This is a genomic window from Microcoleus sp. N3A4 (assembly GCF_036701805.1).
In the GTDB taxonomy this organism is placed as follows: Bacteria; Cyanobacteriota; Cyanobacteriia; order Cyanobacteriales; family Microcoleaceae; genus Microcoleus.
Window position 1 is genome coordinate 17,485 of the sequence record NZ_JAUBRJ010000086.1, and the last position, 12,635, is coordinate 30,119.

Here is a 12,635-nt window from a genome sequence, read left to right on the forward strand (position 1 = left end):
TTGCTATGTCCAGGCAATCTTCTGCAAGTTCAGTTAAACGCGCTCTCAGCAATGTTTTTGCCAATTCTACCCTTAGCTCAAGCAATCCCGACACCTCCGACCGAACAAGTCATCATCCAGCGAGAATTTTCGATACCGGAAAACGAACTGGATTTGCCAGCACCTCCGACAACGGGCCCGCTGAACACTGTGACGGTACCCCAACAAGTGCGCGTTTTGCCCGGACAACTCGACAACATCCCGGTTTTCAACAGCAACAGCCCCGAAGTCGTGCAAACCGAAGGCATTTTGCTCTCCACATTTCCCCCCGAAGGAAAACAAGTACCTTCTGCACACTTAAACTTTCCCTTCAAAGGCCGATTTGACATCTTCGCCCACCACATCGCCAAAGCTAAAAATCGCGCCGAAACTCGCACCTTATTTCAAGGAATAATTGTCCGCAATCCCAACTCGGAATCTGTTACTTTAAAAGTATTGCAAGGAGCGACTTATTTAACTCGGCCGGATGCCTTGTTTGTCGATTTGCCGTCGTATTTAGAAAATCGATTTGGCACTGTGTTTGCGGGGCCTGGAAGCCGCATCACCAGCGATGTGCTGCGGGGATACAGACAAGCCATTTTGCCCGCTGCGATCGAGATTCCGGCGAATCAGAGCCGAATGCTGATGAATTTGCCGATACCTGTGGGGAATGTCACGCCTGCTTCCAACAGTCGATCGACTTTAATGCGAATGTCGAGCAGCAATTCGGTTTATGTAGCATCATTAGCCATGTTTGCTCCTAACAGTCAAGAAGGAGTCGAGCAATATCCCACATTAGAACAGTGGGAAAATATTTTAAATACCAAAGGTTTAGCGGGGCCGAGAGATTTAGCACCAACTCCGAGAGGCGAAAATCCGGTGCAAAAAATTTACGGCCGCGTAGCTGGAGTAGCGGAAGGTTCCCAGTGGCAAGCTAAAATTACGGACAATTCGAGAACCGATTATTTAACTATTCCCAAGCGCGGCGAGTCATTTTCCTATGCTTTGAGCACTACTGATACGGGTACTTTTGGAACGGGTCAAGTTCAAAGCGCTAAAATGTTAGCTCGCTATCCCGATACTGCTTACTTAGCTAACGGTAATTACGGGATTCAATACAACTTAAGTTTTCCGCTTTACAACAAATCTCGCGAGTCCCAATCTGTTAGCATTAAAATGCAAACACCGATCAAAGCAAATACAGAATCGGGGGGATTGATGTTTTATGACCCTCCCGAAAATCGGATATTTTTCCGAGGTACGGTGCGGGTGATGTTTAATGATGATACGGGCAAGACTTTGACGCGCTACATTCACATCGTGCAGCGCCGGGGACAGCAGGGGGAACCTTTGGTGAATGTGAATATGAAGCCGGGGGAACGCCGTTTGGTGCAGGTGGATTTCTTGTATCCGCCGGATGCGACGCCGCCGCAAGTTTTGACTGTGCGATCGAGTAATTAGTTGGTGGTTATACCAATTTAATATGAAGCTGCACAGAACATAGAGCCAGTAGGTTGAATCTTACTGGCAACAATGATAAAGTTTAGACAACTGTCGAATAAGGAGAATAGTTATGTCTGTTCAGATGCAAAGACGGCTATTTACAGTACAAGAATATCACCTAATGGGTGAGGCTGGTATTTTGAGCGAAGATGACCGAGTAGAATTGATAGAAGGAGAAATTGTTCAAATGGCTGCAATTGGTACTCGTCATGCAAGTTGTGTAAAGCGCCTGATCGCTGTGTTCTCCGATTTGGAGAGAAGACGTGCGATTATAGGCGCCCAAGACCCGATCCAGTTAACTGAACGCACCGAACCTCAACCGGATATTGTATTGCTGCAACCTCGCGCTGACTACTATGCTACTGCACATCCAGTACCATCTGAAGTTTTGTTGTTAGTTGAGGTTTCTGATAGCACTGTTGATTTCGATCGCGATGTGAAAGTACCTAACTATGCTCGTGCTGGTATTCAAGAAGTATGGTTGTGGGATCTTGAGATTAATTGTTTAGAAGTTTACCGTTTTCCGACGGCAAATGGCTATACTTCAATGCAAAAGTTTGAGCGGGGAGAAATGGTGGCGCCGCTAGCTTTTCCTGAGTTTGAAGTAAGCGTTGATTTTATTTTGGGTTAGAGCGATATAGAATTATAGCCTTTCTGGTGTAACATGAGGTGTAAGGAGTGGGCATAGGGCATAGGGCATAGGGCATAGGGCATAGGGCATAGGGCATTGGTAATTGGTGACAACTGCTTTCGGAGTCAACTGACAACGGCCAACGGCCAACGGCCAACTGCCAACAGTCAACAGTCAACAGTTAACTGTCAACTGTCAACTGTCAACTAATTAAAGTGTCAAAGACTGAGGATTAGTCTCGATCAATTTCGCTAAATCTTGCAAGAAAGACGCCGCATCAGCACCGTAAATTACTCGGTGATCGCAAGTAATATTCACCTGCATTTGCCGCTTCACTCCCATCAAGCCTTCCTCGTTTGCCACTACTTGCGGCCGCGAAGAACCGATCGCCAAAATCGAGCCTTGATTCGGCGGCAAAATCGCATCAAACTTGTCTACTCCAAACATTCCCAAATTGGAAAGAGTAAAAGTTCCCGTGCTGTATTCATCAGGCTTTAACTGCTTGGTGCGGGCGCGATCGACTAAATCCTTCCAAGTGCGGGAGAGCGAATAAATATCGAGGCGATCGGCATTTTGCAGCACCGGCGTAATCAAACCGCCGCCGTCCATCGCCACCGCTACCGCCACATTAATGTCAGCGCGGTATTGAATTCCCGACTCCACATAACAAGCATTCAGCAGAGGATGTTTTTGTAAAGTTACTGCTACAGCCTTCGCCAGCATAGCCGTCATCGTGACGCCCTTCGACTTAATTTGTTTGTAGAGTTTGTCCAGATTATCAGTAGTAATTGTGTAACCCACGCGGAAACACGGCACGCTCAAACTTGCTTCCATATTCCGCACCACCGCATTTTGCAGCGCGTTCATCGGTACTCTTTGGCCCGAAAGCGCGATCGCCGGGACTGGTGCGGGTGCGGGTTTGGCTGCTGCGGGGGCGGGTGCGGGTGCTGCGGGTGCTGCGGGTGCGGGTGCAGGTGCTGCGGGGACTGTTACCGGTTGCTGAACCGGAGCGGGTTGGGCTTTCCCGGCTGCTGCTTCCACATCCTCTGCGACAATGCGACCGTTGGGCCCGCTGCCTTTGATAGAATTCAAATCTACTTTAAACTCTTTGGCTAACTTGCGAGCGCGGGGAGAAACGACGCTGCGGCCGTTTTGGCGGCTGACATTTTGCTGCAAACCCGCTGATGCTGTAGGTGCGCTGACAGGAGCGGGGCTCGGAGCCGGGGCGGCGGCTGCGGTTGGGGCGGGGGCTCCTTGCTGCTGAGCGGTAGCGATTTCGGCTTCTGTTTCTGCGACTAGCGCGATGGCTGCTCCCACCGGAGCAACTTCGCCCGCAGGTACGATAATTATTGCTAAATAGCCTTCGTAGAAAGACTCGACATCCATGTCGGCTTTGTCGGATTCAACCACTACCACGGTTTCGCCTTTTTCTACTTTGTCCCCAGCAGATTTGACCCAGGAAACAATTTTGCCCTCTGTCATGGTAGAGCTCAGGGCTGGCATGAAAACTTCGCGAATCATTTGTAAAAAGTCCTTTTGAGTTGGTAATAGGTAATCGGTATTTGGCAATTGATAATTGGCGATCGACCACCGGCAATACTTATTATGCCAGTCTCTCGAATTCTTGATGTGTGACTGTTGACTCAAAATCTATTGCCAATTACCGATCGCCAATTACCACTTACCAATTTCTAAATATCACCTCGAATTTCTTCGACTATGCCGTCGCGGAGGAGAACTTCTACTTGCATTTTTTGAATCAAGTTTTCTCCCAGCCCGACAGTGAACGTGCCGTCAATTTGACCTTGACTCACTTCTTGTTCGAGGTCTAGCACCTGCACTTGCTGGAGCTGTTGCAGGTTTTGGTTTTTCTGTTCTAGCAGTTCGCTTTTTCTTTGATTCACTTGCACTTGAATGTTTTCTATTTGCTGCATTACTTGCGGGCCTGGGGGGTGCAGGTTTTGCTTTTGGATTTCTGAAACCATCCGCTGCCCTTGCATTTCTAGCTGTTGTAGCTGAGAGTCTATTTGATTGATTTGGGCTTGGAGTTGCTGTTGAGCTTCTTCTTTCCAGCGGGGAGTAACGACGACTTTAACGTTAATCGATCGCTTCAAGAGTAATTGTGGTTCCATAAAGTTGTTGCTTGTCTATTACGAATTAGGCATTAGTCATTAGTCATTAGTTGGTAAACATGAACTAATGGCCCAGGACTGAGGACTCGGACTCGGGACTCGGGTGTTGGGATAATTTTTTCTTCTCCATTCCCCAAGTCCTGCGAACATTTCAAAACATTCCGTCAATCATATCGCGGTAGTGTTGCGTCACAACGGGGCGCTTAATTTTCAGGGTCTGGGTCAACATTCCATTTTCCATCGAAAATGGCTCCTGAATCAACCGGAACGGGCCGATGCGATCGTCCGCGCGGTATCCGGGGCGATTTTGCACCTCCCTGTTCAATTCTTTGCGGAATAAATCTTGAATTGTCTTGCTATTCCAGTCAATTTCGTGTAATGGGGGATTCTGAGTTTCGGCCCATTTCTGCACGGCTTCTGGATTGGGGACAATTAAGGCGCCGACGGATCTCTGGTCTTGACCTACTAGCATAATTTGGTCGATGTAGGGGCTGCGGACGCAGGCGTCTTCTATGGGCTGCGGTTCGATGTTTTCGCCGTTGCTGAGGACGATCGTATCTTTGGCCCGCCCGGTCAAGATTAAATCATTTCCCGGTGTCAGCCAGCCCAAATCGCCGGTGTCGAACCAGCCCATCGAGTCGGTCGCCTTTGAGGTAGCTTGGGGATTGAGATAATAGCCCGCCATGATTTGCGGCCCTTTTGCCAATACCAAGCCGCGCTGGCCCGGAAGCAGTTGTTGCCGAGTCTCCGAGTCTACTATTTTAATTTCCGTACCTGGAATAGGCTGTCCTGCGGAACCTTTGAGGTTGTGCCAAGGGCGGCGGACGGTTAAAACCGGGGATGTTTCGGTCAAACCGTATCCCACCAACAAACCGATATTCGCAATTTCAAAGAAATTGTCTAAATGCGCGGCCAAAGAACCGCCGCCGCTGATTGCCCACTTAAAACGTCCTCCCGTAGCTTCCCGGACTTTTTGGTAAACGAGTTTTTCGGCAAGGGCGTAAACGGGCGACAACAGAATGGTTTTGATCCGGGCGATGAATTTTTCAGCAACTGAGGCAGGTTGTAAATTGAGAGTTAATCCTTCGACAATCCGGCGGGCTTCTATGTATTTTTGGCTGGCAGATAACAGGAAATTCACCAATTTTTGTTTGTTGGGAGGCTGTTCCCGAAATTGCTTTTGTACTGCCTCGTAAATCGATTCCCAGATGCGCGGAACGCTGACCATGTACTGGGGTTTGCAAGTTTTCAAGTCTTGTTTGAAATAGCGAATGCTGGTGTAAATTTGCGTGCATCCTTGGGAAAGCAGGAAGTATTCGACAGTGCGTTCGTAGGCGTGCCAACTGGGCAGGATGCTGAGGGCAGATTCGCCGACTTCGGGTTGGAGAATTGTGCCGAAGGTGGTGATTTGGTGCAGCAGGTTCCCGTGGGTCAGCATAACGCCTTTGGGTTTGCCAGTGGTGCCGCTGGTGTAGAGGAGGGTGGCGAGGGTTTGAGGCTTGTGGTTGGATGGTTTGAGGGGGCGGTTTGCCCCTGTGGTCATGACTTGGGAAAATTTGACTGTGTTTAGGGTTGGGCTGGCTTCGGGTTCTTCATCGGAGAGGAGGACGACGAGTTGAACGGGCAAATCCGGGAGGCGGTGTTGCAGTTTTTTGAGTAATGCCCGGTTTTCGACTACCAAGGCGGTACTTCCGCTGTCTTGGATGATGTACAAAAGTTCTTCGGGGTCGGCGGTGGCACCTCGAACGGCGTTGGCGGCCCCGGCCATCATGATGCCTTGGTCGGCTATCAGCCAGCGGGGGCTGTTGTCGGCGAAGAGGGCGACGCGGGGAGGGACGGCTTCTCCTGGATTTGGTTCGATGCCGAGGGCTTGGAGGCCGGCGGCGAATTGCTGGATTTGTTGGTAGAGGTCGGTGTAGGTGAGTTTGATTTCTGGCTGGCTGTGGGGGTCGTGGAGGGCGACGGTTTGAGGAAATCGCTGTTTGACGATCGCCCAAATTTCGGGTACTGATTGGATGGAACTGTAATCGATCAACTTGCTGAGGTTAGCGCGATCGCGATCGGTCAGTTGAGACAATGTGTAAGACGCTGGGCCGTTCATAGGGTATTTTCCTGAGTTTATGCAGATAAAATTATTGGCTATAAGTTTAATATCACAGTTATTTTAGAACTATCTGGCAGTCTCGTGACAGTTTGTCAACCTGCCATTGTTTATTCAGAAAATTAGAGGTACAAAATGATGAAATTTATAGTTGCACAGAAACACATGAATTTAGCAAGTTTGATAGTAGTTGCTTTTAGTGCGATCGTAGCATTATCTGGAACTAGCCTCGGAGTGAAGGCCGAAGAAACGCAACTGGGAAACAGTAGACGAACATTTGCTGATTGGTGTCGCCAAAAAGCTGATTTGAGTCCTGAAGCCAAACATACTGTTGAGGTGCTGTTGCAGAATGCTAATACTACTGAGTGCGATGCGGCTAATCAAAGACTTGTGAGTATCAGATCACTCGACCTGAGCGACAAGGAAATTAGCGACATCAAACCGCTAGAATCTTTAACTAACCTGACTATTCTCTATCTCATTCACAATAAAATCAGTGACATCAAACCATTGGAATCTTTAACTAACCTGACTCGGCTCGGTCTCACAAACAATAAAATCAGCGACATCAAACCGCTAGAATTCTTGACCAACCTGACTGCTCTCTTCCTCGACAACAATCAAATCAGCGAGATTAAACCGCTAGAATCCTTGACTAAACTGACTGAACTCTGGCTCTACAATAATCAAATTAGCGACATCAAACCTTTGCAATCCTTGACTAACCTGATTACGCTCTCCCTTGACAACAATAAAATTAGCGACATCAAAGCTTTGCAATCGTTGACCAACCTGATTACGCTCGTCCTCTTTGGCAATCAAATCAGCGAGATTAAACCGCTAGAATCCTTGACTAAACTGACTGAACTCTGGCTCGACAACAATCAAATCAGTGACATCAAACCATTGCAATCCTTGACTAACCTGACTTTTCTTAAGCTTAGTTCCAATCAAATTAGTGACATCAAACCATTGAAATCTTTGACTAAACTGATTGAACTAAAACTCAGCGGAAATCCGATTGCACCCAAAACTTGCCCTCTCAAACCAGAGTCTATCTGTCAGTGGGAACCACAAGCTAAACCATAAAACTTTACAGTTTAGAAAATTAGCCGATCGAGCGCGATCGCCAATTCTATCCGCACATCGGCTTCAGTCAGGGGTAGATTGTCGGGAAGGGCGATCGTAATTTGCATGATTTATAGTACCTTTTAATTTCGATTGTCTCTGAAGTGCGATCGTTAAAGATTCATTAAACTTTGATTCATTCGCTGTATTCTTCAAGATTAAAACGAGTAGATATATCAGCACTTTAAAAGTGCTGGGTGCTTGTGGCGCACCTTACCCCCACAATAAAATTGAACTTTTGTGGAACAGGCCGGAAACCCTGTTCATCAAACTCTTGCAATATCTCATATTTAACTGAGATGTTGTACCATTCTCAATTAATTGTTTAGGAACAGGCAAGATGCCTGTTCCACAAGAGAGCAATTTTATTGTGGAACGGGCATCTTGCTCGTTCTTGACAATGGTGCAATATCTCAGATTCAAGCGACATGGCGCGGTGCATCCACCATCGGCGCAGTACCAAACAAATGTCTGAGATAACTGCGACTGAGTTCGCGGTTCCAGCGCCGAATCAGCGTTCATCAGCCTACATCTGCGGTTAAAAACTGACATAATTTTGCCGCCACCAAGCGCGGACAAACTTAATCTCCTCAAACGTATAACGTTCTTCCAAAAACTCATAAATTGCTCTCAGTTTCTCATCCCCCATAACTTCAATTGCGTACACTATCGCCTGCTGGCGTTCCGGTTCCACCAACAAATTTATATCAACTTCCCTGCCCATCTCCATCAATTCTACGAGATGCCCAGAAATAGTATTAGGACTCATCCCCCGCGCATTAGCTATTCCTTGAACTGTCAAACCTTGTCGGTATAATTCCCAGGTTTGCATCTGAGAATAAGACGCAACGTTGGAAAGATTGGGAAGATTAGCGACATCAGAAGATGCAGCACCACTTGGCAATCCTTGTTCTTGGCAAAAACTGCGAATTGCCTCCAAGAAAACCTTGCCGTACTTATCTCGCTTGTTGCTACCAACGCCGTAAACCTCCTCGAATTCGGTGAGATTTTGCGGGCGTTTTTCTGCCATGTCTCGCAAGCTTTTATCAGCAAAAACTACGTAAGGCGGCACAAATTGTTCGTCGGCAATTTGCTTGCGTAGCGTCCGCAGTACGGTAAATAAACCTTCGACTTCTACTGCCAAAGAACGAACTTTTCCCTGTACTTCCCGCTGCGGTTCAATGGCGATTTCGACTGTGCGCTGACGTTTCATAATTTCCCAACTTTTTTCATTCAGTTTCAAAATGGGAAATCCGTCTGTCCTTTCGTCTAGAAAACCTTGATTTAACAGCGTTCGACTCAACTTTTTCCATTCATCAGCACTTCTATCTTTGCCAATTCCGTAAGTAGAAAGTTGGTGGTGCTGGTATTGCAATACTTTTTGACTTTTTGAGCCTCGCAGCACGTCAATAATATGATTCATGCCGAATTTTTCTTGGCATCGGGCGACGCAAGAAAGAAATTTCATTGCCTCAATCGTCCAATCTTCTACTGGTTTTTGGTTGCAACAGTTATCGCAAGTGCCGCAGTTTCCGGGGAATGAATCGCCAAAATAACTTAACTGGATTGTGCGGCGGCAATCGGTGGATTCTGCATAGTTGATGACTCGACGCAACTGTTGGCGGGCAATTCGTTGTTCTTGCGGATCGGGTTTTTGCTCGATGATGTAGTCGATCATTTTGACATCGCCGTAGCCGAAAAATAAGCTGCAATGGGCGGGTTCGTTGTCTCGGCCTGCGCGGCCGGATTCTTGATAGTATCCTTCTAAATTCTTGGGCAAGTCGTAGTGAATTACAAACCGCACGTCTGGTTTGTTGATGCCCATACCGAAGGCAATTGTGGCTACCATTACTTGCACGTCGTCGCGAATGAAGCGGGTTTGATTGGTGGCGCGATCGACATCGTTCATGCCGGCGTGGTATGGTAAGGCTTGGATGCCGCTTTGCTGCAATTTATAGGCAACTTCGTCAACTTTTTTGCGGCTGAGGCAATAGATAATTCCAGAACCGCCTTTTTTTTGGATGATTTGCAAAACTTCGGCAAAACTGTGCTTGGTTTTGGGGCGGACTTCGTAGTATAAATTGGGGCGGTTGAAGCTGGCGACGTGGATGTAGGGATTTCGCAGAGTTAGCTGCTGGATGATGTCTTGGCGGACGCGCTCGGTGGCGGTGGCGGTTAGCCCCATAATGGGAATGTCGGGATATCGATCGCGCACTCGTTCCATTTGCCTGTATTCTGGACGAAAATCGTGTCCCCATTCAGAAACGCAGTGGGCTTCGTCGATCGCAAATGCCGAAATTCCTAACTTATTTGCTACTATATCTAAAAACGGTAAAAATCTCTCACCGAGCAAGCGTTCTGGTGCAACGTAGAGCAATTTAATCTTACCTTCGAGAATCGCAGTTTCGCGCGATCGGGTTTCCTGACTGCTTAAAGTGCTGTTGAGAAAAGTCGCCCCAATTCCATTATCCTGCAAAGCTTCCACCTGGTCTTGCATCAGAGCAATTAACGGCGAAACAACCACAGTCAATCCCGGTTTCAACAAAGCCGGTAATTGAAAACACAAAGATTTGCCACCGCCAGTCGGCATGACAATCATCATATCCCGTTTTTGTAAAGCAGCTTCGACAATTTCCCGCTGTCCCGGGCGGAAAGAGTCATAGCCAAAAAAATGTTTTAGAGCTTGTTCGAGGGACAGCGGCACAGAAGATATTGGCGGATTCGACCCTGACATTTGCAGTAGTTGGTTGTTGGCTTCAACACTATTCTATGCTTTTTGAGCACAAATACAGTTACAATAATTGAGAATCTCAATTTAAGCAGAGAAACTGATGCCGAAAGCAATTTGGAATGGTGCCGTCCTGGCCGAAAGCGACAAATGCGAAGTCGTAGAAAACAACTATTACTTCCCCCCGGATGCCATCAAACGCGAGTTTTTCAAGGATAGCAGCACTCACACTACTTGCGGTTGGAAAGGTGTCGCTAGTTACTACAGTGTCGAAGTCGGCGGACAAGTTAATAAAGATGCTGCTTGGTACTATCCTACTCCGAAAGATGCTGCTAAAAATATTGCAGGATATATTGCTTTTTGGAAAGGAGTTAAGGTAGAGGCTTAGGTTTTTTCCGCAGGTTTGTTAGCTGGCGATTCCGACAGGCCGCCAGGGAATTAATTCCCTGGCTCATAGCTGAAGTCGTCTTAAGACGACTGTGGAAATTAGGGAGGAATAACATAAGTTGCGATGAGTTCAAATAGAAATAATATCTAATATCTACTGATAGCGATTGCTGCTCTGATAATTGTCAATCCTGTGAACGAACCTGACGGTCTAACGGATTACCGTTAGACCGCAGGCTTCTTTTTCCTTTTCTGCAAAGGCTTTTTTGAGTGACGGAGTTCCCCCGCTACTTTCGTAACTCAGGCCAATCTTTTTTATAAGTTTGGCTGAATTTTCATCTCGATCCAAAGATTCCCCACATTGGCAAGAATGCCAGCGCTCCGACAATTCTTTTGGAACTTTGTTGAGGCAATTCCAGCAATGTTGAGAAGTTCCTTTTGGAGCGACAAACAAAACGCTTTTACCTAATTTCCAGGCGACATATTTGAGAACGCTGGCGAATAGTCCGTGAGCAGCATCAAGCATGGATTTATTCAAACCACTTTTAGCTGACTGACCGTTTGGCAAATAAACTAAATTGCCATCCTCAATATCGGTCTTGGGTTTGGCACGTCTAGTCAGATTTTTGACACTCAAATCTTCAACAACTAAAACATCACATTTGCCGAATAGCTCATGTGCCGTTTTGAATTGAAAATCTAGTCTAGCTCTAGCTATAAACTGGTGAAGTTTAGAAATCTTATCCTTGATTATTTTCCAAGGCTTAGAACCTTTAACCCTACTAGCCAGCTTCGCTTGAAGTTTTGCTAATTTCTGGGCAGATTTTCTCAATAATCTAGGATTTTCAACTCTTTCACCATTGGATAGGTAAACGTAATTAGTAATTCCCAAGTCAATACCAAGAGTGTTTTCTTCAGTCGGTTGAATTTCTGCAACCGTTACGGGAACCGTCTTATCTTCTAGCGTCAGGGAAATATACCACCCATCCGCTTCTCTGATAACTGTACCCGTCTTGACCTTGAATCCTGTTGGTATTGGACGATGGAAAACCATAGGCACTTGACCTATCTTTGCGAGGTCGATACAAATCCTATTTTGTTCGTCCTTGACAATATCTAAGTTGTCTAATTGAGGATAAGTGAAAGATTTGTAGTAGTGAAGTCCTTTGAACTTGGGCTTGCCTCTACGATTGCCATTTTTGTCCGGCGTGGTGAAATTTGAGAAGGAAGTTTCCACCCTGTTTACTACATCCTGTAAAACCTGAGAATCCAACACTTTATAATCAGGAAATAGCTTTTTAGTGTTTTTCATGTCGGCAAGCTGTATGGTTTGCCACTGTACATATCCGCCTTCAATGTTCGAGAAAACATCACCCTTTTTAGTTAAAGGATTGCCTGATTCATCCTTTTTTCTACCATCCCTAGTCTGCACTCTGGTTAAGGGAATATTTTGATAAATCTCCTCAACAGGAACTATTGAAACAATCAAGGGGCAAGCGTTCATAGGGGTTCTCGTGGCTTCCCACCATCTAAATCTTTCACCGAGTCGGTAGTTGTACTGCCGACGACAGAGTTCTAAATGAGCCACAATTGTTGCTAATTGGGCTTTTGTGGGTTTGAGGCGGTATTTGTATGTCAGTTGCATCGGAAACTTCCTTTTTTCGACCTACTTTAATGTACCATTTTTTCAGTTTAATGTTTAGAAAGTACATCAAAGTTAAAGGTACTTGCAATGTCTAATTGTCGGCTTCCGTCCCTCCATCCGACGCTTCTGGACATCACGCTCGGTAATTTATTCGGGGTACTTCGCGCAGCGCTCAGATTAATCCCCTCTAAATATACCGAGGGACTTCCCGGCTGTTAGTTAAAATATAGGACAGAGCTTAATTAAATTCAATACCATAACCGCTATATTTAACAGTCCTCTTTGAGAGCGTTCCACCGGCGTCGCACGCCGGTTATGAATAAAAGAAACAGTAAAGCTAGCCCAAAAGTTGCCAGCGATCG

10 protein-coding genes are annotated in these 12,635 nt (G+C 46.5%); 5 read left to right on the forward strand and 5 right to left on the reverse strand.

The window, feature by feature from the left end:
• Positions 1-51 precede the first annotated feature (51 nt).
• Positions 52-1,479 carry a DUF3370 domain-containing protein gene (locus tag QUA56_RS31875; protein ID WP_333366570.1) on the forward strand — a complete coding sequence of 476 codons (1,428 nt, stop codon included), beginning with the start codon at positions 52-54 and terminating at the stop codon, positions 1,477-1,479.
• A 112-nt stretch (positions 1,480-1,591) separates the two neighbouring features.
• Positions 1,592-2,152 (forward strand): Uma2 family endonuclease, encoded by a 561-nt coding sequence (locus QUA56_RS31880; protein ID WP_333304048.1) that lies wholly within the window; start codon positions 1,592-1,594, stop codon positions 2,150-2,152.
• A gap of 210 nt (positions 2,153-2,362) precedes the next feature.
• Here the strand turns inward: QUA56_RS31880 and QUA56_RS31885 are convergent, their stop codons facing one another.
• The 3 genes from QUA56_RS31885 to QUA56_RS31895 all read right to left on the reverse strand — a co-directional run bounded on the left by QUA56_RS31885 (position 2,363) and on the right by QUA56_RS31895 (position 6,385).
• The gene (locus QUA56_RS31885; RefSeq protein WP_333366573.1) at positions 2,363-3,673 is read right to left on the reverse strand and encodes a dihydrolipoamide acetyltransferase family protein; all 1,311 of its coding nucleotides are present in this window, start codon (positions 3,671-3,673) and stop codon (positions 2,363-2,365) included.
• A gap of 170 nt (positions 3,674-3,843) precedes the next feature.
• Positions 3,844-4,284 carry a YlqD family protein gene (locus QUA56_RS31890; RefSeq protein ID WP_172186046.1) on the reverse strand — a complete coding sequence of 147 codons (441 nt, stop codon included), beginning with the start codon at positions 4,282-4,284 and terminating at the stop codon, positions 3,844-3,846.
• A gap of 151 nt (positions 4,285-4,435) precedes the next feature.
• Positions 4,436-6,385, reverse strand: coding sequence for a long-chain fatty acid--CoA ligase (locus tag QUA56_RS31895; RefSeq protein WP_333366576.1), 1,950 nt, complete (start codon positions 6,383-6,385; stop codon positions 4,436-4,438).
• 135 nt (positions 6,386-6,520) lie between these two features.
• Between QUA56_RS31895 and QUA56_RS31900 the strand changes: the two genes are divergently transcribed.
• The gene (locus QUA56_RS31900; RefSeq protein ID WP_333366579.1) at positions 6,521-7,474 is read left to right on the forward strand and encodes a leucine-rich repeat domain-containing protein; all 954 of its coding nucleotides are present in this window, start codon (positions 6,521-6,523) and stop codon (positions 7,472-7,474) included.
• A 379-nt stretch (positions 7,475-7,853) separates the two neighbouring features.
• Positions 7,854-7,988, forward strand: a complete 135-nt coding sequence (locus QUA56_RS31905; protein ID WP_333366582.1) for a hypothetical protein — start codon at positions 7,854-7,856, stop codon at positions 7,986-7,988.
• A 63-nt stretch (positions 7,989-8,051) separates the two neighbouring features.
• On the opposite strand, the gene recQ is transcribed toward QUA56_RS31905, so the two are convergent.
• Positions 8,052-10,247 carry a DNA helicase RecQ gene (gene recQ / locus QUA56_RS31910; protein ID WP_333366585.1) on the reverse strand — a complete coding sequence of 732 codons (2,196 nt, stop codon included), beginning with the start codon at positions 10,245-10,247 and terminating at the stop codon, positions 8,052-8,054.
• A 97-nt stretch (positions 10,248-10,344) separates the two neighbouring features.
• Here recQ and QUA56_RS31915 point away from each other — a divergent pair, with 97 nt between their 5' ends.
• On the forward strand, positions 10,345-10,629 hold the full coding sequence (locus tag QUA56_RS31915; RefSeq protein ID WP_172186059.1) for a DUF427 domain-containing protein: 285 nt from the start codon (positions 10,345-10,347) through the stop codon (positions 10,627-10,629).
• Positions 10,630-10,839: 210 nt separating this feature from the next.
• Here the strand turns inward: QUA56_RS31915 and QUA56_RS31920 are convergent, their stop codons facing one another.
• Positions 10,840-12,273, reverse strand: a complete 1,434-nt coding sequence (locus tag QUA56_RS31920; protein WP_333366587.1) for a transposase — start codon at positions 12,271-12,273, stop codon at positions 10,840-10,842.
• Between the last annotated feature and the right edge of the window lie 362 nt (positions 12,274-12,635).